23 protein-coding genes are annotated in these 25,981 nt (G+C 46.4%); 2 read left to right on the top strand and 21 right to left on the bottom strand.

What is annotated here, in order from left to right; translation table 11 throughout:
• Window positions 1-149 precede the first annotated feature (149 nt).
• Complete coding sequence (locus QL234_RS04090) at window positions 150-1,682, bottom strand: sigma-54 dependent transcriptional regulator (protein WP_281556570.1); 1,533 nt, start codon at window positions 1,680-1,682, stop codon at window positions 150-152.
• 469 nt (window positions 1,683-2,151) lie between these two features.
• On the opposite strand from QL234_RS04090, the gene fliS reads away from it, so the two are divergent.
• Complete coding sequence (gene fliS / locus QL234_RS04085; RefSeq protein WP_281556569.1) at window positions 2,152-2,559, top strand: flagellar export chaperone FliS; 408 nt, start codon at window positions 2,152-2,154, stop codon at window positions 2,557-2,559.
• A 99-nt stretch (window positions 2,560-2,658) separates the two neighbouring features.
• Window positions 2,659-2,943 carry a hypothetical protein gene (locus QL234_RS04080; RefSeq protein ID WP_281556568.1) on the top strand — a complete coding sequence of 95 codons (285 nt, stop codon included), beginning with the start codon at window positions 2,659-2,661 and terminating at the stop codon, window positions 2,941-2,943.
• Between the two features lie 179 nt (window positions 2,944-3,122).
• On the opposite strand, the gene QL234_RS04075 is transcribed toward QL234_RS04080, so the two are convergent.
• The 20 genes from QL234_RS04075 to QL234_RS03980 form a co-directional block, all read right to left on the bottom strand.
• Window positions 3,123-3,965, bottom strand: a complete 843-nt coding sequence (locus QL234_RS04075) for a PEP-CTERM sorting domain-containing protein (RefSeq protein WP_281556567.1) — start codon at window positions 3,963-3,965, stop codon at window positions 3,123-3,125.
• Between the two features lie 182 nt (window positions 3,966-4,147).
• Window positions 4,148-4,873 (bottom strand): DUF1566 domain-containing protein, encoded by a 726-nt coding sequence (locus tag QL234_RS04070; protein ID WP_281556566.1) that lies wholly within the window; start codon window positions 4,871-4,873, stop codon window positions 4,148-4,150.
• A 310-nt stretch (window positions 4,874-5,183) separates the two neighbouring features.
• On the bottom strand, window positions 5,184-6,617 hold the full coding sequence (gene fliD, locus QL234_RS04065; RefSeq protein ID WP_281556565.1) for a flagellar filament capping protein FliD: 1,434 nt from the start codon (window positions 6,615-6,617) through the stop codon (window positions 5,184-5,186).
• Window positions 6,618-6,681: 64 nt separating this feature from the next.
• Window positions 6,682-7,149, bottom strand: a complete 468-nt coding sequence (locus tag QL234_RS04060; protein ID WP_281556564.1) for a flagellar protein FlaG — start codon at window positions 7,147-7,149, stop codon at window positions 6,682-6,684.
• Between the two features lie 201 nt (window positions 7,150-7,350).
• Entirely contained in the window at window positions 7,351-8,790 is a 1,440-nt protein-coding gene (locus tag QL234_RS04055) for a flagellin (RefSeq protein ID WP_281556563.1), read from the bottom strand.
• 320 nt (window positions 8,791-9,110) lie between these two features.
• Window positions 9,111-10,550, bottom strand: coding sequence for a flagellin (locus QL234_RS04050; protein ID WP_281556562.1), 1,440 nt, complete (start codon window positions 10,548-10,550; stop codon window positions 9,111-9,113).
• 582 nt (window positions 10,551-11,132) lie between these two features.
• Window positions 11,133-12,566, bottom strand: coding sequence for a flagellin (locus QL234_RS04045; RefSeq protein ID WP_281556561.1), 1,434 nt, complete (start codon window positions 12,564-12,566; stop codon window positions 11,133-11,135).
• A 353-nt stretch (window positions 12,567-12,919) separates the two neighbouring features.
• Window positions 12,920-14,182, bottom strand: a complete 1,263-nt coding sequence (flgL, locus tag QL234_RS04040) for a flagellar hook-associated protein FlgL (RefSeq protein WP_281556560.1) — start codon at window positions 14,180-14,182, stop codon at window positions 12,920-12,922.
• Between the two features lie 8 nt (window positions 14,183-14,190).
• Window positions 14,191-16,182, bottom strand: coding sequence for a flagellar hook-associated protein FlgK (flgK, locus tag QL234_RS04035; RefSeq protein ID WP_281556559.1), 1,992 nt, complete (start codon window positions 16,180-16,182; stop codon window positions 14,191-14,193).
• 86 nt (window positions 16,183-16,268) lie between these two features.
• A complete protein-coding gene (gene flgJ / locus QL234_RS04030; RefSeq protein WP_281556558.1) occupies window positions 16,269-17,261 on the bottom strand; it encodes a flagellar assembly peptidoglycan hydrolase FlgJ in 993 nt (330 codons plus the stop codon).
• A 19-nt stretch (window positions 17,262-17,280) separates the two neighbouring features.
• Window positions 17,281-18,378 (bottom strand): flagellar basal body P-ring protein FlgI, encoded by a 1,098-nt coding sequence (locus tag QL234_RS04025; protein WP_281556949.1) that lies wholly within the window; start codon window positions 18,376-18,378, stop codon window positions 17,281-17,283.
• A gap of 55 nt (window positions 18,379-18,433) precedes the next feature.
• A complete protein-coding gene (gene flgH, locus QL234_RS04020) occupies window positions 18,434-19,120 on the bottom strand; it encodes a flagellar basal body L-ring protein FlgH (protein WP_281556557.1) in 687 nt (228 codons plus the stop codon).
• Window positions 19,121-19,137: 17 nt separating this feature from the next.
• Window positions 19,138-19,926, bottom strand: a complete 789-nt coding sequence (flgG, locus tag QL234_RS04015; RefSeq protein WP_044830650.1) for a flagellar basal-body rod protein FlgG — start codon at window positions 19,924-19,926, stop codon at window positions 19,138-19,140.
• A gap of 21 nt (window positions 19,927-19,947) precedes the next feature.
• Entirely contained in the window at window positions 19,948-20,691 is a 744-nt protein-coding gene (flgF, locus tag QL234_RS04010; RefSeq protein ID WP_281556556.1) for a flagellar basal-body rod protein FlgF, read from the bottom strand.
• 361 nt (window positions 20,692-21,052) lie between these two features.
• Window positions 21,053-22,432: a flagellar hook protein FlgE gene (flgE, locus tag QL234_RS04005; RefSeq protein WP_281556555.1), complete on the bottom strand. Its 1,380-nt coding sequence runs from the start codon at window positions 22,430-22,432 to the stop codon at window positions 21,053-21,055.
• Between the two features lie 28 nt (window positions 22,433-22,460).
• Window positions 22,461-23,150 carry a flagellar hook assembly protein FlgD gene (locus QL234_RS04000; protein ID WP_281556554.1) on the bottom strand — a complete coding sequence of 230 codons (690 nt, stop codon included), beginning with the start codon at window positions 23,148-23,150 and terminating at the stop codon, window positions 22,461-22,463.
• 17 nt (window positions 23,151-23,167) lie between these two features.
• Window positions 23,168-23,587, bottom strand: a complete 420-nt coding sequence (flgC, locus tag QL234_RS03995) for a flagellar basal body rod protein FlgC (protein ID WP_044830647.1) — start codon at window positions 23,585-23,587, stop codon at window positions 23,168-23,170.
• A 2-nt stretch (window positions 23,588-23,589) separates the two neighbouring features.
• On the bottom strand, window positions 23,590-23,988 hold the full coding sequence (gene flgB / locus QL234_RS03990; protein WP_281556553.1) for a flagellar basal body rod protein FlgB: 399 nt from the start codon (window positions 23,986-23,988) through the stop codon (window positions 23,590-23,592).
• 63 nt (window positions 23,989-24,051) lie between these two features.
• Window positions 24,052-24,885: a protein-glutamate O-methyltransferase CheR gene (locus tag QL234_RS03985; protein WP_281556552.1), complete on the bottom strand. Its 834-nt coding sequence runs from the start codon at window positions 24,883-24,885 to the stop codon at window positions 24,052-24,054.
• A gap of 41 nt (window positions 24,886-24,926) precedes the next feature.
• Window positions 24,927-25,853 (bottom strand): chemotaxis protein, encoded by a 927-nt coding sequence (locus QL234_RS03980; RefSeq protein WP_281556551.1) that lies wholly within the window; start codon window positions 25,851-25,853, stop codon window positions 24,927-24,929.
• Between the last annotated feature and the right edge of the window lie 128 nt (window positions 25,854-25,981).

Here is a 25,981-nt window from a genome sequence, read left to right as displayed (position 1 = left end):
GGAAGTTTATCAATACCGGCCTGTGGTTGGTCGCTTTAGGTAATGGTCGGCAGTAAAATGGCGAAGCCTGCTCTGCTCATATAACAGCAGAACAGGCCTCTTATCTAACACTATATTTGGATGAGCAATTACCTGGTGTAATGCTTCGCTTAGTCACTGTCTTTTTGCAGCTGATATTTACGCATTTTCTCCACTAAGGTGGTACGTCTCATACCCAGAAGCTCAGCCGCCCGGGCTACCACCCAGTCATGACGCTCTAATGCCTGGGTAACCAGGGAAACTTCTAACTCGGCCAAATGCTCTTTCAGGTTCAAGCCTTCAGCCGGTAATAAACCATCGGTTGAAGCTTCCTGCGGAAATGCATCAAAACTGCCAAATGACTCTGTACCCGGCGCAGTGCTTTCATCCTCTTCGTCATAGTCGAAACCGGAAAACAACTCGTTAATAGCTTCTCTTTCCTGCAGCTCTTCCGGGTATTCAGGCTGGTATTCTTCTACTTCTATATGGCGGTATTTGGCCGGAAGCTCACTGACATTGACCACCTGGTCGCCGTACATGATGATCATACGTTCGATTAAATTCGACAATTCCCTGACGTTTCCGGACCAGGGATGCTGCTGCAGTGACTCTATTGCCTGATCGGTGAAGCGGACACTATGCCCCTGCTCCTGCTCGAAACGTTTCACCAACTCCTGCAACAATAGCGGCACATCTTCCTGACGCTCTCTAAGCGCCGGGGTTTCGATGGGGAAGACATTTAAGCGGTAAAACAAATCTTCACGAAAATCCCCGGTTTTGATCATGCCTTCAAGCTGCTGGTGGGTGGCGGCAATAATACGGACATCCGCCTTAATGCTTTTGCTGCCCCCTACCCGCTCGAAAGTGCGCTCCTGCAGGACTCTTAACAGCTTCACCTGCATAGGTTGCGGCATATCCCCGATTTCATCAAGGAACAGGGTACCGCCTTCCGCCAACTCAAAACGTCCCTTACGGGCAGAAATGGCGCCGGTAAAGGCCCCTTTTTCATGACCAAACAGCTCACTTTCCAGCAAGTCTCCCGGAATGGCGCCACAGTTCACCGGCACAAAAGCCGCACCTGAACGATCGGAAAGATCGTGAATATTGCGAGCCACCACTTCTTTACCTGTGCCCGACTCCCCCAAGACCAAAACCGTGGCATTGGTATCGGCCACCTGCTCGATTAAAAAGCGTACCTGGTTCATGGCTTCACTGACGCCTACCAGTGAGCGGAACAAGGCGGTAGCAGGCTTATTCTTGCCCTGTTTGGACGGTAGTTTATTATGATACTGGTGACAATGATGGATCAGTTCGGTCAGCTGGGCATAATTGAGCGGTTTTTTTAATTCACCGATAATATTGACGCAGGACGTTAACGGCTGTTGATCTAAGACATCGTGAATAACAAAAGGGATCGCCGGATATTGCTGTACCGTTTGTACCAGTTCAGGAGACAACCGGCCGCAGAGGATCACGGTTAATACAGGATGATTCTCCCTGGTTTTAGCAGCGGAGCCTGTGGTGGTCTTATCCAGCAGGTAAGCGGATAACCGGCCTTCATCCAGGGCATAGTAGTGCTCACCGACAAAAGACAAAACCGTTTCAACTTGCCCACGCCTGGCGTCATCGCTATCAACCACTATTATATGTTTTTGCTCTTGCATAATACCCTGATAAACCACTAATTTATATCACGTATTATGTGATTTTAGCGAGTAGAACAAAATTAGCAACAAATTTATGACGCTTTTTACGGGCAATGACATTTTTTTGACTTTGATTTGAATAAATTCATATAAGCATTTAATAAAAGGCCAGAACAAGTAAACTAACAGCAAAGGAGAGTAACTTTACCGATGTTTAAACAAGACTTTTGCTAAATTCATTGGAGAAAATTCACCTTTCGCCGTTATATAAGGTATATCAAAGCGGATGATGTGTTATTTTTACTTAAAACCAGTAAAAAACACTAAAACGATAAAAACAGGCATAATAAATGCTTATTAATAACAAATAGCAATAATTCAGGTATTAGTCAGGCAAGTGCCGGATTAATCAAATATCAAATGACAAGTTTACCGGTATTTCTTACACTGTTAAGATGAAGTAGCGGACACTTGGTGGAGTACACTTATGGCACATATATCAGTTAAAAAATATCAGCAAACTACGGTGAGCGCGGCGAAAGAAGCAAACCCTTACCAGCTCGTGGCCATGCTGTTCCAAAAATTACTGGGTAATATTGCTTCAGCGAAAGGAGCTATCCAGCAGAAAGATCACGCCAAAAAAGGTGATTTGTTGTCAAAGGCGATTACCATCATAGGGGTACTGCAGGGTTCACTGGATTTTGAACAAGGCGGGGATATTTCCCGTAACCTGTCCGATCTTTATATTTTCTGCTCGGATAAACTGGTGGAAGCCAACACCAACAATGATGAAGCCTTGCTGGATGAGATCATTCAAATTTTATTGCCGATAAAAGCCGGCTGGGACAGCATTCCTAAAGAAGAGCAGGATAAAGTTAGCTTTGAATCGGTTTAACCTGATTCACTGTAATAAACGCCTAAAAGTATGACTACAGAGCCTGCAATAAACACAGAGCAAACGCCAGCACAAGCCCTAAAACAGGAGCTACTGGCGTTGATCGCCTTATCTGAAGAAATACTGGCAATTACTCAGGCAGAAGAAATTGATGTGCTCTTACTCGCCAAGAAAGAAGAGCAGAGGTTTGCGGGTGTGCAGCATTTTTTTCAGGCTTATGACAAAAATGCTTATCAGGCAGAAAATCCGTTATTAAATACCCTACAACAACTCGATCGGCAAATATTGACACGCTGCAACGAATACAAGCAAACAGTAGCAGACCAATTGGTAGGTTTTAAAAAGAATCAAAAGGCGGTTAATGCCTATAAAGGTAATAAATAGCTTCGCCATTATCCCAAGAAATTCCTTTACTTCTCCTGACAGTTATTTATAAAAATTACCTTTATTGCAACCTCATATAGAGATTTATTCTCTACGTTTTTCCCTCACTCAGATAAAACAAAGCCCCTAACGGGGCTTTGTTTTTGACGGTAACTTGGTAATTCACTTTAGCATATTGACTAGTTGGAGGCAGAAGTAAAACGCCTTGCTCCCAAACCTAACATAACTAAACCGAATAACGCCAGAGAACCAGGTTCAGGCACTTCACTGCCCGCTGAGTTTGCGACATCACCATCGCGTACTGCCCAGGCATACATACTATTTGACTTGCCATTGTGCCCTTGCGAACCATCATACATGCCAAAAACCCATGAACTTACGCCAATATTATTCTTATACTCTAGATCATACCAGTAACGCTCTCCCATCAGATTATCTACCTCTACGGTATCTCCCGTGGCAGCGTCAATAAAACTAGCAGGAATATTTTGTTGGTAATAACGGGTCCAGGCATCATTTGTTACACAGGTATCCGCTGTTGATAATACCGGATCACATTGACCAGGCAACGCAAGATTAACATTAAACATATAAGCAAGTTCAGACATTGGGCTGGTAATATTACTGCCATGGTCTCTGCTGCCGTCATAAGCAAATGGGTAGTTAAAATCATCGGTACAGTTTGTTTGACCGGCACAACTAAGAGGCTGTAAAGTCGGCAAGCGCCAGTCATCAAAACCAGCATAAACAAGTTGTTCACTCCAGGTTATTGCCGCATCCCAGCCCATGCGGCCATCGGCTTGGATATTCGTTGATGTCGAATTTGCACTGCCATTTTGATTGTCAGCAGCATAACCCGATGTTTTGGCATAATTAGCATCTAATAGCCAAGTAATATCGAGAACATCGTCATAAACCATGCCGCCATCTCTTACGATTAAGCTGGCACTTGCCTGGGTTGATGCTATTAAGGTAGTTAATAATACACTTGCCTGAGCAAGCTGTTTTAGTTTGGTTTTCATCTTGATACTCCATTTAATATTCAAAATCAGGAAAAATGACTCCTGACAACAGATAAACTTTGAAATAGATTTATTAATAAATAGGGGAACTGAACTCGCTTTGAAATAACAACTAAGACAAAGCGATTCTTAATTAGCCTTATTGCTCGCTAGCAAAGGAAAAACTGAGCATTACACGCTGACTATCGATTATAACGGCGTGTACTTAAAGCCAATACCGCCAACCCTAATAAAGCTAATGAGCCGGGTTCAGGCACTTCACTTACTACGCCGGTCTTGGTCACATCGCCATCACGAACAGCCCAAGCGGTTAGCTTATAATCTTTACTGCCAAAGCTTTGATGACCATTAGTGGGATTAAAGTAAAACGCACTGGTAGCCAGAGGGGCGTAATCTGTAGCTGACCAATAATTAGTGATCGGAATATTTTCAAATAAGTTATAGTTGCTAAGCTCTTGCCCCGTAGCATCAGCCATATCAGCCAGGGACTGGGATTCAGTTAGCCCAAAATCTTCGTAAAAGAGGTGCGCAAATTCATTCTTAGTGCAATTAGCACCAAAGTTTGCACTAATTCCTGCATCACTAACTCTTGAGTGAGAACAATTTGAGTCATCTGGTGCGGCATTAAATAGACGCCAGTCATCATATCCGCCATAAACCAAATCATTTGCCCAAACATTGGCCTGCTCCCAAGTCATTCCCTTGCCGGCATAATAACCAGATGTTCTCCCATAATCAGCATCCTGCAACCAGGTGATATCTAAGACATCATCATAAACCATGCCGCCATCACGAAGAAATAAACCTGCATTGGCATAAGTTGAGACTGCTAAAATAGCGCTGAACAAGCCGATTGAGACTATGCCCTTAGTTACTTTACTCATGTTTGTTTTTATAATGGTTTTCATACAACTGCTCCATTTAATAAGACTCCCCACCGATAACAACGCAGTACAAGAAGTATTCAAACCACTTACTCTACTCTCCCGGCAGAAAACGACAAAAAAATGCCATCTCATTGGGTTCAGCAAGAAAAAGGCCAATAAGGAAAAACATCATTGCTTTTTGAGGAGGTCAAGCTCTGTTGATAACAATGCACAGGGACTATTGAAGGAATGAAAAAATGACTAAAACCAGCTATGCTTGCCAAATTAAGGCTTGAGAATAAAACCAGTTAATCTGGGAGTAACTGGTTTTGCAGGGATAGTTTTTGAAAAATTAAGAGTCTTTTACCACACCCGGCATATTATCTAGCTGTTGGGTAATATAACTGCCGGTATTATTTAGTTGTGCAACTAAGGTATCCATAGAATTGTATTGGGCATATAAACGAGCTTCCAGAGCATCCATTTTAATATTAAATGCTTCAACATCTTTTTCTAACTTGGAAATCTGGGTATTGTTACCCTCAACACGCCTATCAATTAAGCCATCAGATTCGGTATAAAAACCAATCAAATCATCCATACTTTCAACAAAACCGGTACCGGTATCCGTGCCGACAAAAAAGTTTTGTACATCACTTGGATCCGCATCAAGTATATCATTTAGAGCATCAGAATCTAAACTCAAGTGTCCGCTACGTTCTGTGCGTACCCCAAGCTCAGCCAGCATAGAGTGCGTAGTCTTGCCTGAGCTGCTAACGCCGGTTTCAAAATCAGTGGTAAATTGAGAGCGGATTTTCGTCATCACATTACGCAACATGGAATCACCGGCTAATGCACCTACAGCGCCATCTTCTGAAGCTCCCAACTGCTTACTGAGATCAACCAGGGCATTAAAACTTTCTATAAAGGCATTGATGCCGGTAGCCACGTTGCTATTATCTTCGGAGATTGTCGCCTTACTTAAATCATCGCCACCGGCAATGTCATGCGCTTTATTTGCGGTGATGGTTACGCCGTCGATGGCATCTTTAAACTCATTAGTACTGCTGTTTACCGTTACACTGCCATCAATAATAATTTCAGCATCCTGTGCCTTATCTACTTCTGACAGGTTTAATACCGGAGTCGCAGCCAAGGCATCATAAGCGAGCTGAGACAAGCCCGTACCGTCAGTATCATTACCGTCATTATCATCAACGGTGATCTTTATTTCACTACTGACACCGGTTTCTTTACTGTTAAGTACCAAATGCTGATCGGTACCATCGGTAATTATGGTCGCGACAACGGAATCATTAGACTCGCTATCGTTAATTAAATCACGTAATTCACTGAGGGTAGTCGTGGCAGTAGTGGCGATGTCAAAACTGTCACCGTCAACAGCAATAGTCATAGTACCTTCACCTACAGCAGCTGAACTGTCGATAGCACCGGACATTAATTTATGAGATTGAGATAAGGCTTTTACTTCAATGGAATAATTGCCAACAGCAGCATCTTTGGTGGTATCTATACCAATAAAGTCATCGCGACCGGTGGCTTTACGTTGCTGGTAGTTATCGGCATCACCCAAAGCTTCCAGAGAAGTATTCACTTCTTGCAAAGCTGACTTTAATGAGCCTACGGCAGAAATATCGGTCGTAAATTCGGCTTGCTTTTGGGTAACCCGGTTTTGATATGGCACTTTTTCTGCGTTAACAATTGCAGTAACAATTTCACTTACTTGTAATCCGGAACCTACCCCGGGAAATGATATACCAGCCATAATAACACCATTTTACCTAGCTTAATTTAAGAGCACGAATAATAAATCTCAGATACAGATTCTATTAAATTTTTGAATCAACAAAATTTCCAGTGGCTTCCGTCAAGTTAGCAACCAATTCCAGCACTTCCTCTGAAGGGAACTGTTTGACCAAGTCGCCGGTATTTTTATCGATAACTTTAATCACGTCACGACCGGAATCTTCATCGACTAAAAATTCCAGGCCGCGGTTCATACCACTGACAAACTCTTGCAATTTTTGCGCCACAACCTCAAGCTGTTCGCTATTAACTTGTGGTTTTTCCGATTCTGCATCGCTGCCGGTGCCTAAAGCTTGCTCAGCTTTATTGGTTGCCTTTTGCCGCTCAGTATTAATAGTCTGCTGACGTTCGTTTTTTAGCTCAGCTTTAGCGGCTTCAGTATGAGCCTGAGAGTTAACCTGAGCATTATCCGCCTGAGCGGCAGCAGAAGATTTGCCTAAATCAAAATTCAGGTTATTAATCGCTTGCTGTCCGTTTAGTACATTACTCATTTCTTACTCCTTTATTACCATTTTACGCTTTACCCTGACGTTTAGCTACTTAATAACCAGGCCATTAACGATTAATGTTTCAGCAACTTTAATCACATTGCCTAAACAAAGGCTAAAAATCAAGGTTAGGGTAAAAGTACTTAAAGCATAAAAGGAAGGCTATAAAAACGCCTTCCTTTTCGATGCTTAACTTGTAATAAATTACCCGATTAAACTAAGCGCCGCTTGTGGCAACTGGTTCGACTGTGCCAAAATCGAGGTACCGGCTTGTTGCAAGATCTGGTTTTTAGTCATTTGCGCCGTTTCAGAAGCGAAATCGGTATCTTGGATACGGCTACGTGATGCTGACACATTTTCAGAAACATTAGACAAGTTACTAATTGTATGACTGAAACGGTTCTGTACCGCACCTAAGGTAGCCCGTTGGTTATCAATCTGTGCCAATGCTGCATCAATAGTATTTATCGCAGCCTGTGCACCTGTAGAATCGGTACCTGAAATATCGATACTTTCGACAGTTGTCAGCGCACCATTACCACCAGTAGCGGCTAAGTTTAAAATGTCATCAACATCGGTACCGGAAATACCAATTTGATCCGGTGAAGATAACTTCAGTTCAGCGGCTACTGAAATGTCTGCGTTGGTACCTGCCACCTGGGTAGCGACTAAATTATTTTCCAGGGTGATAGTGGAACCGGCAGTACCGCCACTGATGTTAATGCCATCAACATCGGTTGCTTTTAGCGTTATGGTACCATTATCGTTGACCGCATCATAACCATCCGCCTGCATTTGCTCGACTAAGCGGTCGCTATCGCCACCAAAATCAGCTAACACATAACTGTCAACAATAGTGGCACCACCGCCACCTTTTCTCATTTCAATGGTACCTGTATCGGCCGAAGACAAGCCAGTAAGCGTCACATCCAGCTCAGCCGTTGCAGTAACCCCTGTAGCTGCGGCATTAATCGCGTCTGCTATCGTTCCGGCCCCACTGGCAGCAGCATAAGTTACAGCCGTACCGTTTAAGGTAATACCTGTATTAGCTTGGTCTGCGGTTAGTCCCGCATTTAAGGTTTGTGCCGTAGCGATCTTACCTAAACCAACGGCCCCGCCCTGAACTTCATAAGCACCAACCTGATCGGCTGAAATATCTTTTAAAGATACATTGATCGTTTCATTAGCATTCGCCCCTACCTGGAACTGTTTGGTACCAAATGACCCATCTAGTAACTGAGTGCCACCAAACTGAGTTGTCTCAGCGATACGTGTAAGCTCTTGCTGCAAATCTGCAACTTCTTTTTGCAGCGCATCACGTTCATCGGCACCGTTTGAACCGTTGGCAGATTGCAGAGCCAGGTCACGCATACGCTGTAAGATAGATGAAGATTCTTGCATCGCACCTTCTGCGGTTTGTGCCATTGAAATACCGTCATTGGCATTTCGTTGTGCTACGCCTAGGCCATTGATTTGCGAGGTTAAACGGTTGGCAATTTGCAGGCCGGCAGCATCATCTTTTGCGCTGTTAATACGCATACCAGAAGATAAACGTTGCATTGAGGTGGCTAAGCCTTCACTTGATCTAGACAAGTTACGTTGTGCGTTCAGTGACGCGGTATTGGTAATTACTGATAAAGCCATTTTAAAACTCCTGATTACATGTCGTAATAAACTCGTTATGTTTGTATCAGGTGCTGAGATAATGATTACTAGCCCCTGCTATTAAGTGTTAACGGCAAGGGGAAAAATACCTTTAATCTTTTTTTTAAAAAATTACCAAACAGCAATAAAAATGACTAAGTCAAATAGGCATAAGTCGTAGTGAAAGCCTGTAAAACGGGCGTTGCACGTCAAATAAAGCAAGATAAATATTCAGAGGAAAAAGTGGCTGCACTACCAGGAGTCTCTCGTGCAGCCGAAGGGAACATGGCTTTAGCTAACGCAAATCAGCTAATGAAAAATTAACCACCTAACAGGCTTACTGCCGCCTGCGGGATCTGGTTTGCTTGCGACAGAATAGAAGTACCGGCTTGTTGCAAAATCTGGTTTTTCGTCATAATCGCGGTTTCCTTGGCGAAATCAGTATCCTGAATACGACTGCGTGAAGAAGAAACATTTTCTTCAACATTGGCCAGGTTACTGATAGTGTGGCTTAGGCGGTTTTGTACCGCACCAAGACCGGCACGGTTTTCATCAATTTGTGCCAGTGCCGCATCAATCACTTCAATAGCAGATTGTGCCCCTGATGAATCAATGCCTGAAATATCGATAGATTCTACCGAGTTTAATGAACTTGTCCCGCCGGCGGCGACAATAGTGCCTCCTAACACTTCATTTACGGTAGTACCAGAAATACCGATTTTATCTGAAGATGATAGATGCAGTTCGGCAGAATGTGATAAAGCACCGGCACCGGCGGCAGTGGGAGTTGGCGGAGGTCCCATTTCAATGGTCGCCCCTGCTGAAGCGGTCACTTCAAAACCGTCTACTCCCGTTGCGACAACATCAATTCCCCCGGCGCCGCCATTTAAATCGGCATCAAAAACGGCATTATAACCTGCGGCCTGCAAATCTTCCGTCAGCCGCTCCATATCACCGCCATAAGAAGAAAGTAGGAATGTGTCCTCTACCGCACCATTTTTATAAACGTTAAATGTACCTGCATCGGCAGCCGACAATCCTTGAATTCGGGTGGTTAACACCGCCTTGGCATCAACACCGGCAGAGGCATCATTAATATTATTGGCAATGGTTGATGCGCCATCATTGTTATTAAAAGACACAGCTGTGCCATTCAAGCTCCAGGTATCCCCGGTGGTATTCATGTTTGCGGCTAAGGTAGTGTTTTGCACATCCCCTAAAACAGTACCCGCACCATTAATTTGGTTGGCGCCTATTACATCTGCCGCCATATTCCTTAAAGTAACGTTAATGGTTTCATTGGCATTGGCGCCCACCTGGAATTGTTTGGTTCCAAAAGAGCCGTCCAGTAAGCTGGTGGCACCGAACTTGGTTGTTTCGGCGATCCGGGTGAGTTCCTGTTGCAAATCGGCAACTTCTTTTTGCAGCGCATCCCTGTCTTCGGAAGAGTTGGAACCGTTGGCGGATTGCAGGGCAAGGTCACGCATCCGCTGTAATATGGATGAAGACTCCTGCATCGCCCCTTCCGCAGTTTGTGCCATGGAAATACCATCGTTGGCATTACGCTGGGCTACCGCAAGACCATTAATCTGCGAGGTCAGGCGGTTGGCAATTTGCATACCGGCGGCATCGTCTTTTGCGCTGTTAATACGCATCCCCGATGACAAGCGTTGCATTGAGGTGGCTAAGCCATCGCTAGATTTACCTAAATTACGCTGGGCATTTAGCGATGCGGTATTGGTAATTACTGATAAAGCCATAATAAAACTCCTAATCTTTTACTTTAGAAGCCCGCACATAACTAAGCCTCTGTCTTTCAATTCCTGAGTACTCACGAGGTGCAGTTAATGCTTAACCATCGCTGCTCAGGAGTTATTACGACCAAACTGCTCTTTTATCATCTATCTGCAATTTGGCATTCCTGGTACCTGTAGTTGAGCAAAAAACAGGCCAAAACAAAAAACACCATAAAAATCAACGAAATAAAAGAAAGGGGCGTTTTTTTTGACGGTATTTTCAACCGATTGAAAAGCAGCGCATAGATCGTCAAAAAAGTGACCGGAATAGCAATAAACTTTCATCCAGATTTAAGGGAGCCCAAAGAAAAGTTAAGGTTGGAGGTGCAAAGAAGCAGCAGGAACTAAAACCCCAGTCAGGCTAGAAGAATAAAAGCCTCTGGCTGACAAAATGACTGGTAATGCACTCAGGTTGATAAATGAAAATTAAGCTAGTCAGAAAGTTGCTATTAATGAAGGAAAATTGTCCTGCTCAGAAAACCAAAAAGGAAAACCGAAGTTTTCCTTTTTGTCATTTCAGCAGCCCAAATGGGCTTTACTGAATCATTACCCCAGCAGACTAACCGCTGCTTGAGGGATCTGGTTTGCTTGCGACAAAATCGACGTACCAGCCTGCTGTAAGATCTGGTTTTTCGTCATTTGTGCCGTTTCCGAGGCAAAATCAGTATCCTGGATCCGGCTACGAGAAGCGGAGACATTTTCCTGAACATTGGCCAGGTTACTAATAGTGTGGCTGAAACGGTTTTGCACAGCACCTAAACCGGCACGGGATTTATCAATTTGCGCCAGCGCCGCATCGATAACACTGATAGCATCTTGTGCTCCGGTAGCATCGGTACCGGAAATATCTATGGTTTCGACATTATTCAAAACGCCTGATCCGCCGGTAGCAAGCATGCCGCCACCTAAAATATCATCTACGGCAGCACCGGAAATACCAATTTTTTCTGATGAAGATAAATCCAGCTGTGCAGCGATAGCAACATTACCTGCGGTAACTGCCGCCACAGGGGCGCTCGCCACATTATTGTTATCTAATGTAATGGTGCCTGCCGTAGCACCGGTGATTTCAACACCATCAACACCATCGGCTTTTAACCTTATTTCGGTACCGGCATCATTGACTACAGCATCGTAGCCATCTGCTTGTAAATCCTCTGCTAAACGGTCAATATCGCCACCATAGTTAGCTAAGGCATAACTGTCGGCCCCCAATGCCAGGGTACCGTCATCGGCAGCCACCATATTACCTATGGTCACATCAATATTGGCGGTTGCGGTAACACCGGTATTGGCATCATTGATAGCAGTTGCTATCGTGGCCGCCCCGGCAGCTGCAGCATAAGTCACGCTGGTGCCGTTTACTGTCATGGTATCCCCTGCCACACCAGCTGTTAACTGAGCTGCCAAGGTGGTACCGACGGCGGCAACACCTATACCGGTTGCACCAACTCCAGAGACCTCATAAGCACCTATCTGGTCTGCAGACATGTTTTGTAATGAAACATTAATAGTTTCATTGGCATTAGCCCCTACCTGGAACTGCTTGGTACCAAAAGTACCGTCTAGCAAGCTGGTACCACCAAATTTCGTGGTTTCGGCGATACGGGTTAATTCTTGCTGTAAATCGGCCACTTCTTTTTGCAGGGCGTCCCTGTCTTCAGAAGAGTTAGAGCCGTTGGCAGATTGCAGCGCCAAATCACGCATACGCTGTAAAATAGAAGAAGATTCCTGCATCGCCCCTTCTGCGGTTTGCGCCATAGAAATACCGTCGTTGGCATTACGCTGGGCCACTCCGAGACCATTTACCTGAGAGGTCAAACGGTTGGCGATCTGCATACCCGCAGCATCATCACGGGCACTGTTAATACGCATACCCGAAGATAAACGTTGCATGGACGTCGCCAAGCCTTCACTGGATCTGGACAAATTACGCTGGGCGTTAATTGACGAGGTATTGGTAACTACTGATAAAGCCATAGTAAACTCCTAATGATTTCAATTATCTCTACGTTATTAGAAGCCTGCAAAGTGAAGCCTCTTCTGTTATCTTCAAATTGCTTTGCCGATAAACGTTGTTGTTAAAAGTTGTTGTCTAAGAATCAACCTTTGCCGTTAACGCTTGTTCCTGCCTGTTAGCTCTTCGGTTATCAACCGTTCGGATGGTGGCGTTTGCCGCTGGCAAACTTTTGCCACCATAAGCGGTAAATAAATGTCAAAACACCGACATAAACCGAGTAAAAACAAGCGTTAAACGTTATAAAACCGTCATTTTGTTAACTCTCTGACTATAAGAATGCAAAGGTGATGCCACTTATAAAAAAAGAAAGGTATTAGATGAAATTAAACAGACTTAAGCCCTGAATTTGTGAAAAGGTTTGCTGCGCAGCCTGGAGCGACAGCTTCTGCTGTTCAAAAACCGAAATGGCTTCGGCAAAGTCCAAATCTTCAATTTTACCACGCGAACTGTTCACCAGCACTTCGGTATCCAGGGCAATATTTCTTTGTGTATCAATGGTTTTAAGTGTTGTGCCCACTTCTGCCCTTTGGTTGGTGATGTGACTGAAAGCCTCGTCGAGCTGGGTAATAATATGGTTGTAATCCACCTGATGCTGTTTGGGATCACTCAGGTTCGTGCTGGCAGCATCTACCCAGTCAATGGCATCTTTCAAGGTGTCATAGATACTGACTTTATCCTGCTCATTTAAGGTGAACTGATCTCCCGGCAAAGGATTGCCGTCTATGTTCACCTCCATGCCGTTAAAGGCAATGGCTTGCCCTGCGGTATATGTGGCCGGGCCGTAAACCGCGGCGCCCGCGCCATTGGCATCGGTTACCGTCACGTCAATGCCGCCGGCACCATCATCGGCGAAATCAAACTGGAACCCCGGGGTCATACCGGCGCCGTTATAGGTTTCACGGTCAACAACCACCGCCCGTTCAACATAGATATCCGGCTCTTCAGGGTCGATATCATCCACCGGTATTGTCAGGTTATCGGTATAGGTCGGCATAAAGTCACCGACAATATTGTCCACCAGCATAAAGACATCATCCCCGGCCTGGTTGATCGGCACATAAATATTTTGTGCTATCTGCAAGTCAGACTGGCCATTGTCCCCCGAATAACTCACGCTATTGTCCGGGGCTATTGAAAATGGCCTTTGCTGGGTCTGATAACCGGCAAAAATATATTCGCCGGACTCGCTTTTGGTGTTACCGACATCGAGCAGCTGATCCAGACTGGAATTTAATTGCTGGGCAAGCGAGGTAAATTCTTCTTCACTGTATGAACCGTTATTAGCCTGAATGACTATATCTTTTACCTGCAGCAAAATATCCTGGGCATTAGATAAGGCAACTTCCTGACGGTTATTGCGGCTTTCTGCCTGGGTAATATTTTTATTAAAACGCTCTATCGACATCAGCTCTTCTTTAAAGCCGAGCAGCGACAAATTTCCGACGGGGGCATCTTTTGCCGTTAACACCTGCTTGCCGGTAGAAAGATATTCCGTCTGCTTGGTAACATCAGATTGCAGCCGGCCCATATTGTTGGTACTAAACTGATAAAATTGTGACGTGGAAACTCTCATCATTTAGCTCCTTAGCGCACTGACGATAAAATAGTGTCGAAAATAGTTTGGGCAACGGTAATGATCTGCGCCGATGCCTGATAAGCCTGCTGGTACTTGAGCATATTGGCGGCTTCTTCATCGAGGTTAACCCCGGATACGGCCTGGTGCCGGCTCTGTGCCTGTTCAAACATGGCATCTGCGGTCAGTGCCTGGTTTTCTGTCAAAGATGCTTCAGAGCCCACGGTCGAAACACTGCTGGCGACTAACTGGGCAAAAGTTTGCGTACTGCCGTTGACCACCGCCTCATTCTGGGTAGCGGCCATCGCCAACATATTGTTGCCGTTACCGGCGCCGAAGGCGTCACCAATGACAAACTGCTCCCTGGCATTGGGGCCAAGCCCTGCCAGGTCACCGGTAATTTCAAACTCAAATCCAGCGCCTGCTATGGTAATAGGGCCTGAAGAGCCGCCGGCAGGATAGGTACCGGTCACAGGTGGTAGCAAAGGCCCGGTTGAATCAGTTACCTGATAACTAAAAACACCGGGAGCACTTTCATAAACATCTACGGTAATAGGGGCATTGGTCTGGGCAAAGGTTTGCGCCAATACCGGGTCGGTAATATCGGTAATAGTGACACTACCGGCGCTGACATTATTTTCATCGGCAGTCACCTGAATGGGAGAGCTGGCAGCAATCGCCTCGGGATCCGTTAAGTTGACTTTAAAATCTTCAGCCGCATTTTGCGTAGGCCGGATAAGAAACGTGTCGCCGTCCATCGCCGTTCCGGGAGTCACTTCAGAGATCTCAATGCCCAAGGCAGGGATGGCAAAAGGTCCGGCACCTGTAGCCCCTAAGGCGGTCGTAGTGCCGGTTGATAAATTGGTTAACTCGTAGTTGACACCGTTATATTTCATTTCATATTCATCGGTGGTCACTAAAGTCATATCGGTGATCGTCACTGCCAGGGAAGTAGCACTGGGATTATCACTATGACCCATAGAGCGGCTTTGGGTTGCCGAGGTGGTATTGATATCGGCAAAAATATCTGCCCCCTGCAAGCCATTGAGATCCAGACCATCTGCCTGGACCTGGTTCATGGTATCGGTGATGCTCATCGCCAGCAGGTCGATATCTGCTGAAGCCTGCTTTAAGGTATTATCGCGAAAATCAAACACCGCCGCGACCGCCCCGCCTAAAGTATCTCCCTGCAGGGTATAGCTGCTGTTGATGCTGTTCATTTGCAGCTGGACGTCTAACGGATCCGGGTCGCCGGCAACCACTGACATAGACAACGCTGTGGTACCGGCTACCAGGGTTTGTCCTTCCCCTATCATCACCGTCATCACGCCGTTATTGGGATCTTCAAGCGTGGTCACCTTGACATAATCATTAAGCTCATTGAGCAGCCGGTTGCGCTGATCCAGCAAATCATTGGGTTCACCGCTAAGATTACCCGCCTGCATACCGGAGATTTCGACATTTAACTGACCGATTTCCGCTGATATCGCCGAAATGCGATCTGCCATTTGTACCAGTTCATTATTGGCGGTCTTGGTCAAGTTGGTCATGTTCGACTGCAGATCCTGCACCTGAACCGTTATCGACTCGGCCTGGGTTAATGCCATGCTGCGCAGGGTAATATCATCCGGCTGCTCGGCAATACTGTGCAAGGCGCCATAAAAACTGTCTAACGAGTTGGAAATCTGGGTGCCGTAAGTACTCATTGTAGCGTCAAGCTGATCGAGCTGGTCACTTAATTTATTGCTATAACTGGCATTGTTTTGGGTGATCAGCTGCTCGCGGTAGGTAAAGGAATTAAAAACCCGGGAGATGTCCTGGACATAGGTACCTGAGCCTATCAGGTTATTGCCCTGGTAATTGCCCAGCGCCTGGTTTTGCTCCACCGACTGACGGCTGTAACCGTCGGTATTAACATTGGCAATATTATGACCAACAGTGGCTAACTGTTGCTGGGACGCTAATAGTCCGCTGGTACCAGTATTAAATAGATCGATTGCCATACCCGGGCTCCTGCACATGCAAGCCTTAACAACAGGCCTTGTTTTTGTTCATGCCTGCTTTAAGAAATTGCTTTAAGTGATTGCTGTTAGTTATTAAGTAAGCTGGTCACTTTGCGCATGGTGCCTAAAATCTTGTTCGCGTAATTAGGATCCGTCGCATAACCGGCTTTCTGTAGACTATGCAGGAACTGTTCCACATCACCAGATTTTTCTAGGGTGGCTTGGTATCTGTCGTTATTTGAAAGGAAATTAATGTAATCCTGGGCGCTTTCCGTCAGGGATTGATAAACCCTAAACGGCGCCGATTTCTTCACCATAGCACCCTGCTCAAATTCCAGGGTATCTTTAGTGGCGCTTTCTCCCTGCCAGCGGCTGTCGGCCTTGATATTAAAGAGGTTGTTGGAGCTTTTCCCTTCTTGGGTCTGGATGATTTTTTGTCCCCAACCGGTTTCTAACGCCGCCTGGGCAATCACCACTTCAAAGGGCACGCCGAGCTTTTTCTCCACCATTTTCGCAGGCTCGGTTAATGCGGTAACAAAATCCTGCGGTTGCTCAAATCTTTCTGTTTGTGCAGTATTATTACTGGCCGCAGCCAGAGGAATATCCACTTGACGATTTTTTGACACCTGCTCAGCCGCTAAAAACTGTTCGGCCTTATTGGCAACATTGGCGGCAACATTAGCCGCACCAGTGTTCCCCATATGGCGTGAGTCTAACTGGCCGTCACCGCGTATCACGCTGCTTGGGGTAAAGTCATCGCTGCCGCCAAGCTGGCGGACAATCAAATCCGATAACCCCAAAGAGCCGTTGGCGGACAATTCCAGCGCCAGCTGCTGATCATGCATATCCCGGTAAAACTTAGTGCTTTGGGAGTTGAACGGGCTGTCTGACTCAAGCACATCCTGGGCGCTGCGCATGCTTTTGAGCAGCATTTGCGTGAAGATACCTTCAAACTGTTTGGCCGCTTCTTTTAATGCCGCCTGCTTGGCACCTTCATCATCGGCGCGGGACTGCTGACGAATGGAGTTTAAGCCATTAATTTCCAGGAAGTTACGTGCATTAGCCAGTTCAGTTGTCATAAGAGTACCCTCAGCCGCCTTAAATAATGATCAACTGGCCGCGTAAAGCGCCCGCCTGATCAAGGGCTTCAAGAATCGCCATCACATCTCCCGGCGCGGCACCTACTTCATTGATGGCCCGTACCAGGGTGTCCAGGGTAACCCCGGGATTAAAGACAAACATACGCGAGTCATCCTGGCGTACATCAATAATCGACGAGGTGGTAGTCACCGTATCCCCTTCAGAAAAGGCATCCGGCTGAGAAACTTCCTGCTGCTCGTTAATGGTCACGGTAATACCGCCATGGGTAATGGCCGCCGCTAACAAACGTACATCAGAGCCGATAACAATGGTACCGGTGCGTGAATTTACGATCACTTTCGCGGCCGGAGAGTCTGGTTCAAATTCCAGGTTTTCCAGTACCGACAAGAAACCAACGCGGTCGGCAGCATCTCTTGGGGCATTAACCCTTACCGAAGTCGCATCTATCGCCCTGGCCGAGCCGGCAATCAACTCATTGATGGTATCCGCCAGGCGTTTGGCAGTAGTAAAGTCAGAGTTGCGTAAATTAAAGGTGATATGATCGCCAGTGCTAAAGGGAGATTTTACTTCCCGCTCGACCGTTGCGCCATTGGCAATACGGCCTACGGTCGGGGTATTGATGACAATTTTTGAACCATCCAGCCCTTCGGCTCCCAGGCCGCCTACCACTAAACTGCCCTGGGCAACCGCATATGCATTACCGTCAATACCCATTAAAATAGTCTGAATCAAGGTACCACCGCGCAGGCTCTGGGCACTGCCCATAGAAGAAACGGTTATGTCAATTTTTTGTCCCGGTTTGGTAAAGGCCGGCAACTCGGCATGCACCGCCACGGCGGCAACATTTTTAATCTTTGGTTTTAAATTACTCGGCATGGTGATACCGAAGTTACTTAACATGGTTTTAAAGCTTTGCTCGGTAAACGGACTTTGCTCACCGGTGCCCGGCAGGCCGACTACCAGGCCATAACCCACTAATTGGTTCGAACGCACACCGGCAACATCCGCCAAATCTTTGATACGCTGTGCCTGAACCAAAGTTGGCGTCAGGCTATATATCATCAGGCCGCATACCACTAGGTAAGCCAATGCCATTCTAACAGCAGGAAATTGAAAAATCGTTTTCATTACAGCACCTGAACCTTAGACCCTACAAAGGCCACCATGAACTATTAAAGAATTTGGTAATTAATCCCTGCTCCTGCACCTCGGCAAAAGCACCAGTACCGGCATATTGGATACGGGCATTAGCCACCTTGCTGGAAATAATGGTGTTATCCGAGCTGATATCTTTGGCGCGGATAATGCCGGTCAGGCGGATATATTCGTCACCGTTATTTAAGGTCATCCATTTTTCCCCGCGGATCATCAAGTTACCGTTGGGTAATACACGCAAGACATGTACCGAAATGTTGCCCGATAAACTATTTCCCTGATCTGATTTTGAATCTCCTGAAAAATCAGACTCTTGATTCAGGCCGAACTGAATAGCATCCCCTTTGAAGTTAATGGCGTTACCGCCAAATCCGGTGATGGGATCAAGCAAAGCAGAGTTTTCCTTGGTGATCTCGGTTTTGGCACTTTTTCTTGCCTGGGTACTCTCGCTTAAAATCACCGAGATAATATCTCCCACCTTATGAGCTTTAGAGTCTGAATATATGTTATTGACATAATTGGCTTTAAATAAAGAACCGGTCGGTATTATGCTGTCTTCTTCTTCTTCCGGCAGGATAGGAGCAAAGTCAGGGTCATTGGGCAATACCTGTGCCTGCTCGGTGCTGGCACAGCCGGTAACGAGTGACGTCAATAATAAGGCGGTAATAACGGAAAGTTTCATAGCCGGCTCCTCAGTGCTTAAAGTTGTTGATTGATGTAGCTAAGCATTTCATCAACCGCGGAAATGACTTTAGAGTTCATTTCATAGACTCGCTGGCTTTCGATCAGGTTAACCAGCTCTTCTGTGGTATTAACATTGGAGGTTTCCAGCGCTCCCTGCACTATCATGCCAAAACCGTCTAATCCCGGGACACCTTCCTGTGGGGCACCACTGACCGCGGTTTCCACATAGAGGTTTTGCCCTACCGGCTCCAGGCCTGTGGGGTTAACAAAATTAATGGTATTAAGCTGGCCGACTACGGCATTTTCTGCCTGCCCCTGCAGTCGCACCGAGACTTCACCGTCTTGTGAAACAATAATTTCCTGGGCGTCTTCCGGAATGGTTATTTGTGGCTGCAGCAGATAACCTGCGCCAGGGGTAACCATATTGCCTTCTTCATCCAGGGTAAACTGACCGTTGCGAGAATAGGCAGAGGTGCCGTCCGGCAGCGCAATTTCAAAAAAGCCTTCCCCCTGGATCATCAGATCCAGAGAATTGTCTGTGGTCAGCATATCCCCCTGGGTATGCATCTTCTGGGTCGCCACTACCTTAGTACCGGCACCTAACATTAAACCCGACGGCATTTCGGTATCTTGCGCCGAACGCCCGCCCGGCTGGTTGATTGTCTGATAAAGTAAATCTTCAAATACCGCACGGCTTTTCTTAAAACCTACGGTGCTGGCATTGGCCAGGTTATTGGAAATCACCGCGATATCTTTAGTCTGAGCGTCTAAGCCAGTTTTACTGATCCATAATGCAGGATTCATAAATCACCTCGTAAAGTTAAGTTAGAAAGCGCGCAGCAAAGAGGATGCACTGGCATCGATTTCTTCAGCGGTCTTCATCATTTTCAATTGCATTTCAAATTGCCGTTGCAGGGCGATCATTTCTGTCATCTCCCCTACCGGGCTGACATTACTGCCTTCTAACGTGCCGCTAAGCACACTGACATTAATATCGGCTTCAGCCACTTCACCATCTTTTCGACGGAATAAACCGTCATTGCCTTTTTCCATCATGCGGTTATCGGGGTTCACCAGCTTAAGCCGGCCAACTTCTTCCTGTACCGCATTCGGCGCCCCTTCCGGCTGGATCATAATGATGCCGTCACGGGTAATTTGAATATTATTGACCGGCAAAGGGATAAAAAGCGGCCCTTGATCGCCGTAAACCAGCTCACCGTTATTGGTTTCCAACGCCCCTTCTGCCGTTAACCTTAACTGGCCCGAGCGGGTGTAGGCTTCAGAGCCATCTTCTGCCTGTACCGATAACCAGCCGTCTCCTTCGATAGCCACATCCAAAGGACGGCCGGTGGTGAGTAAAGCACCACTGTCAAAGTTTTGGCTGGCACGTTCGGTACTGGTAAAAACCCGGGTCGGTAAGCCTTCACCAAAGGCCTGCATCGAGCGCGCCTGCGCCAGATCAGCCTTGAAGCCCGTGGTTTTTGCGTTTGCCAGGTTATTGGCATTCACTGATAAGGCCTGCATATTCTGCTTGGCGCCACTCATGGCAATATAAAGCATCTTATCCATAATGAATTCCGGTCAATTAAAACTATATGGTTAATGATGCAACAAGAGTGCCAAAAAAAAGAAAAGAATTAAATGAAGTGTTTATAAAGAAAAAATACCAGCAGTACTAAAGCTGAACAGCTAAGTAAAGAGCCAATCGCCATTCCTCGGCTGACATGCTGCCATCCATGCCCTTCATCCTGAGCATACCCCCTGCTCCTTTGTATCCATATGATCGCAAGATTACTTACAGGATGCAGGTGCTTAGCTTACGCCGGCGCCGGGAGCTCTCTTCTCCTGAAGAACAGGCTGAAATACATCCATGTATAAAAAAACCCGAAAGCTCAAGCAAACTTCCGGGTTAACCACTAAGAAAATAAACCTACCGGATCTGCAAGATAGTCTGGTTAAGCTGGTTATCCACTTCCAGTGCCCTTGAGTTCGCCTGGAAGTTACGCTGGGCAGAAATCAAATCAATCAATTCCGTAGTCAGGTTAACATTGGACTGCTCCAGGGCCTGCGAGTTAATGGTACCAAAGGTTCCTGAGCCCGCTTCGCCCGCCAAGCCTTCACCCGAGGCGACACTTTCCTTCCACGAGGTACCGCCGATTTGGGTCAGCCCTTGCTCATTGGCAAAATTAACCAGGGCAATACGTTGCAAGGGGGTCGAAGTGCCGTTACTGTATTTGGCCAGTACCAGACCGTCGCTGTCGATTTCAATACCGGTTAACCGGCCCACAGCCAGACCGTCCTGCTCTAACGCCGTCACTTCAAAGTTTGAAGCAAACTGAGTTGGCTCATTGGCATTAGGCCCGGTTGTATCGATGTTAAAATCAATTTCTACAGTTTGGGTAATATCGGAACCATTAACAAGTAAAGGATTACCCGAAGAGTCGGTACCTAAGGCCGTGGTCACTATACCACCATTAGCCAGAGAGGGTTCCTGTGAAATAAAATCACCTGATGAGTCAAAATTAAGGCGGGCACCGCTAACCGTCGGCACAGTGGCCGGGGTACCACCACCGACAGGTAATGCCGGTCCTGCGCCAGGATCTATGTCCACCAACTGGCCATCGACAGCGGCAAACATCACCCAGGGGTTCGTGGTCCCTACCGGGGCTTCTTTGACAAAGTAATAGGTCATCACATGGCTGTCACCAAGCGAGTCATAAATAGTAACCGAGGTAGAATGGTTATAGGTCAGCGGATCTGTGGCATCGAACTCCGCCAGCGGTCCGACAACGGAATCTCCTGCCGGTAAATTCATTTTGATATCCACTTCACTGGTCTGGGTCGGCGCGCCGGAAGACGTCGGGATTTGTATCGGCGTTGCCGTACTTAAACTGACTGAAGCGGAAGAGCCATCAGCATTCACCGGAAAGCCCAATAAGAACTCTCCGGCAGAGTTCACAATAAAGTTACTGTCGTTCAGTTTAAACTCACCGGCACGGGTATAGGACTTATCGACACTGTCCAGGGTCGGTACGGTAGAAAAGAAGCCGTTGCCCGTAATCGCTAAATCCAGCGCATTGGTGGTAAACTGTACACTACCCTGGGAGAATTGCTGGGCCACTTCCGAGGTTAATACACCGTCACCAACTTTGGTTTTACCCGAGGCTAATAAAGAAGAAGCATACACATCGACAAACTCGGCACGTGATTCTTTAAAGCCCGTGGTGTTCACGTTGGCGATATTGTTAGACGTTACATCAAGATCTTTCTGAGCAGCGTTCAACCCGCTCAAGGCTACATTAAAAGACATAATTACACTCCAGAAAAACTACTTTGGATTAACCTTCGGATACTTCAACAACGTCAGCTAACGCCATTGAGCTACCACCATTTAAATTTAATAAAATATTACCACCGGCACCTGCCAGGGTCACACTGTCGACTTTGCGATAAGTCATGGCCTGCAATTCCGAGGCCTTGCCGTCAACCAGGGCGGAAACACGGAAACGGTAATCCCCGGGAGGCGCCGCATAACCACTTGACTCTGTACCATCCCAGGTAAAAGAAGACTCACCGCTACCGATATTGCCTACCGGTACTGTCTGCACCACTTCACCGGCAGCATTTTCCACATAAATCACGACACTACTGGCAGGCTCTTCGGTAATTAATTTACCTTTTGGCATTTCACCTTCTGTCAGGGTAAAGCTGTTATCTTCCACCATAACACTGCGCCCCACCAGGGACGAGGCTTGCAAAGCCTGCCCCGAAGACATAGAAGAGGCAAAGTCAGTAAACTGATCATTTAACTGGGTGACCCCGTCTGTGGTTGAAAAAGCGGTCATTTGCGAAATCATTTCGTTATTTTCCACCGGCTTGGTCGGATCCTGATAGGAAAGCTCTTTGGTTAATAAGGCAAAGAAGTCTTCCTGTGTCAGCATTCCGTCGTCTTTCTCGGCAACTTTATAACTCTCCTGTTGCCAACGCAGACTGTCTAGGGCACTACCACCACTTACTGTATCCACCATATTGCGCTCCTAATCAGTTACCTTTGGCCTAAGGTCAGGGTTTTCGTGACCATACTTTTTGCCGACTCCGCCACCTGGACATTGGTCTGGTAAGAGCGCGACGCCGAAATCATATTGGTCATCTCTTCAATGACATTGACATTAGGCTTATAAATATAACCGTCGCTGTCAGCCATGGGATGTTCGGGAGAATACTCAACATTAAGCGGTTTATCACTTTCGACTATGCCAAGGACATTCACACCAACGGAAGCATTTTGCCCCCCGGCAGCTTTTTGCATCTCTGCGGCAAAAACCGGATGCCGTGCCCGGTAAGTTTGGTCGATACTACTGCTGACACTATCGGCATTTGCAATATTACTTGCCGTGGTATTCAAACGCACGGATTGTGCGCTCATGCCAGTGCCGGTAATGTCAAAAACGTTAAACAGGCTCATTGTTATTGCCCTCCGGTGATCGCTTTTTTCAGTCCCTTGATTTTACCGTTAAGGAATTGAAAGCTTGATTGGTATTCTAATGAGTTTTCTAGATACAAGTTTCGTTCCACTTGTACATCTACGGTGTTACCATCACCGGTATCCGGCTGATCAGGTACCCGAAACTCCACACCATTATTGAGCTCCATGCGAACATCAAAATGTTTTTCGTTGGTGCGGGTCATACCCATAGATTGTCTTTGGGAGGCCTGGGCCAGGGCTTTTTGAAAGTCCATACCTTTTGCTTTATACCCTGGAGTATCCGCATTTGCGATATTACTGGCAATGACTTCTGCACGCTTTGAGCGTAATACCAGCCCGTCTGCGTGAAGTCCAAATGCCTTGTCAAGATTAATAGCCATACTGCCACCTCCAATTAGATGACAGTACTCATTCAATAATTATGCCAAGGCTGAACGTCAAATTTACGTTTTTTTCTGGTAAACGATGCCGGGATTACAACGCAGCATGTCAAAATCCTGGTTGAGTCCGGAGAGAGATTCAGAAGCGCCGAGAAATAAATAACCTTTGTTATTCAAGGAGCCATGAATTTGACTCAAGATCTTGGCTTTAATTTCCGGGGAAAAATAGATAAGCACATTACGGCAAAAAACAATATCAAAGCGCCCTATCAGGCTATAGCTGCCCAGCAGGTTTAGCTGGCGGAAGCTGACCATTTTTTTGACCTGGTCTTTGACCTTATACATGCCATTGTCGCCCGGTTCAAAAAACTGACGTTTCCTTTCCGCCGACAAACCGCGTACGATTGCCAAACTGTCGTAATGACCATATTTGCAATGCTCAAGCATAGTATTGGAGATATCGGTGCCGGTGATTTGTACGCCGCCGGGAAAAGCCCCCGGCTGGGATTGCTGCATTTCCAGCACCGACATGGCAATGGAATAGGGCTCCTGCCCGGAAGAGCTGGCCGCCGACCATATTTTTACCGGCGTCCTGCGGCCGGTAAATTCCGGCAGCAGACGTTTTTTTAATAATTCAAAAGGATAATCATCGCGAAACCATAAGGTTTCATTAGTGGTCATGGCATCGATAACAGCGGCACGTAATTGCCGCTCTACCGGAGACAGGGTTCTGCTGACCAGGGCGCCTAAGGTCGCGACCTCAAATTTGGCCATCAAAGGGGCTAAACGACTTTTTACCAGATATTGCTTGTTTTCCCCGAGCACTATGCCGCATTGCTGTTCGAGAAAAGTTCTAAACTGATGATAGCTTTTATCATCAAGCTCCTTAGATAACACTATATGCACCTGCCTGTTTAATTACTGCCAACATTAACGCTCTAGTCAAGTTTCAACCATTTTTTCACGGCAGTTGCCAACTCGTCCGGATGAAACTTGGGAATAAAATCCTGGGCCCCCACTTTTTCCACCATGGCATTATTAAAAACACCACTGAGGGAGGTATGCAGGATCACCGGCATATCACGCAACCTTTCATTACTTTTAATTTCAGCGGTTAAGGTATAACCGTCCATTTCCGGCATTTCAATATCCGAGATCAGCAGGGCGACTTTTTCACCGATAGCATGCTCACATTCGGCATCTATGGCCTTAAGCTGATCCAGGGCATCCTGACCATTTTTGGCCAACACCATATTTAAACCTAAAGGTTCTAATGCCCGGCGCACCTGGTTGCGGGCAACGGTGGAGTCATCGGCGATCATGATCACTTTATCACCTATGCTTTCACCAACCGTTTCATCCACAATTTCTTCACTGAGCTCGGTCGACACCGGACTGATCTCATTTAAGATCTTCTCGACATCTAAAATTGACACCATTTCTTCGTCAATTTCTGTGACCGCGGTTAAATAACTGGATTTCCCCGCCCCTTCAGGCGGCGGTAAAATATCTTGCCAGCGAATGTTGATAATACGCTCCACCCCGGAAACTAAAAAGCCCTGAACACTGCGGTTATACTCGGCAATTATAATAAAGCAATCATCGGTCTGCTCTATCTCAGGACCGCCGGTGGCCTTACTTAAATCAATCACCGAAATGGTCTGCCCCCGGATATGGGCAACCCCTTTGATATACTTATCTTGCTTGGGTAAATTGGTCAAACGAGGACATTGCAGTACTTCCCGCACTTTAAAAACATTGATACCAAACCGCTGTCTGCCCACCAATTTAAACATCAATAATTCGAGTCTGTTTTGTCCAACCAACTGAGTTCGCTGGTTCACTGAATCTAAAATGCCTGCCATAAAAACCTCGTTTCGAACCATGCCCCTCATTTATAAAAGAATTAGAGAAGGCACATTTCTTGATAGTAAATGTAAATTCGAAGATATGTGCCTTTTATTTGACACAAATTGTAATTACATTAGCTTAA

Source organism: Thalassomonas sp. RHCl1 (genome assembly GCF_947387555.1).
In the GTDB taxonomy this organism is placed as follows: domain Bacteria; phylum Pseudomonadota; class Gammaproteobacteria; order Enterobacterales; family Alteromonadaceae; genus Thalassomonas.
The sequence above is the reverse complement of the archived record's forward strand: the minus strand, read 5'-3'. Positions and strand labels throughout refer to the sequence as shown.

Excerpts from the sequence above, each read along its gene's own strand:
- flgC (WP_044830647.1), bottom strand. The coding sequence starts at position 23,587 with ATGAGCCTGTTTAACGTTTTTGACATTACCGGCACTGGCATGAGCGCA.
- QL234_RS04000 (WP_281556554.1), bottom strand. The coding sequence starts at position 23,150 with ATGGTGGATACAGTAAGTGGTGGTAGTGCCCTAGACAGTCTGCGTTGG.
- QL234_RS04075 (WP_281556567.1), bottom strand. The coding sequence starts at position 3,965 with ATGAAAACCAAACTAAAACAGCTTGCTCAGGCAAGTGTATTATTAACT.
- QL234_RS04050 (WP_281556562.1), bottom strand. The coding sequence starts at position 10,550 with ATGGCTTTATCAGTAATTACCAATACCGCATCGCTAAATGCCCAGCGT.
- fliS (WP_281556569.1), top strand. The coding sequence starts at position 2,152 with ATGGCACATATATCAGTTAAAAAATATCAGCAAACTACGGTGAGCGCG.
- flgE (WP_281556555.1), bottom strand. The coding sequence starts at position 22,432 with ATGTCTTTTAATGTAGCCTTGAGCGGGTTGAACGCTGCTCAGAAAGAT.
- flgK (WP_281556559.1), bottom strand. The coding sequence starts at position 16,182 with ATGGCAATCGATCTATTTAATACTGGTACCAGCGGACTATTAGCGTCC.
- flgF (WP_281556556.1), bottom strand. The coding sequence starts at position 20,691 with ATGGATAAGATGCTTTATATTGCCATGAGTGGCGCCAAGCAGAATATG.
- QL234_RS03980 (WP_281556551.1), bottom strand. The coding sequence starts at position 25,853 with ATGGCAGGCATTTTAGATTCAGTGAACCAGCGAACTCAGTTGGTTGGA.
- fliD (WP_281556565.1), bottom strand. The coding sequence starts at position 6,617 with ATGGCTGGTATATCATTTCCCGGGGTAGGTTCCGGATTACAAGTAAGT.
- flgJ (WP_281556558.1), bottom strand. The coding sequence starts at position 17,261 with ATGACAACTGAACTGGCTAATGCACGTAACTTCCTGGAAATTAATGGC.
- flgH (WP_281556557.1), bottom strand. The coding sequence starts at position 19,120 with ATGAAACTTTCCGTTATTACCGCCTTATTATTGACGTCACTCGTTACC.
- QL234_RS04090 (WP_281556570.1), bottom strand. The coding sequence starts at position 1,682 with ATGCAAGAGCAAAAACATATAATAGTGGTTGATAGCGATGACGCCAGG.
- flgG (WP_044830650.1), bottom strand. The coding sequence starts at position 19,926 with ATGAATCCTGCATTATGGATCAGTAAAACTGGCTTAGACGCTCAGACT.
- QL234_RS04045 (WP_281556561.1), bottom strand. The coding sequence starts at position 12,566 with ATGGCTTTATCAGTAGTTACCAATACCTCGTCAATTAACGCCCAGCGT.
- QL234_RS04025 (WP_281556949.1), bottom strand. The coding sequence starts at position 18,378 with ATGGCATTGGCTTACCTAGTGGTATGCGGCCTGATGATATATAGCCTG.
- QL234_RS04070 (WP_281556566.1), bottom strand. The coding sequence starts at position 4,873 with ATGAAAACCATTATAAAAACAAACATGAGTAAAGTAACTAAGGGCATA.
- QL234_RS04055 (WP_281556563.1), bottom strand. The coding sequence starts at position 8,790 with ATGGCTTTATCAGTAATTACCAATACCGCGTCACTGAACGCACAACGT.
- flgB (WP_281556553.1), bottom strand. The coding sequence starts at position 23,988 with ATGGCTATTAATCTTGACAAGGCATTTGGACTTCACGCAGACGGGCTG.
- QL234_RS04060 (WP_281556564.1), bottom strand. The coding sequence starts at position 7,149 with ATGAGTAATGTACTAAACGGACAGCAAGCGATTAATAACCTGAATTTT.
- flgL (WP_281556560.1), bottom strand. The coding sequence starts at position 14,182 with ATGATGAGAGTTTCCACGTCACAATTTTATCAGTTTAGTACCAACAAT.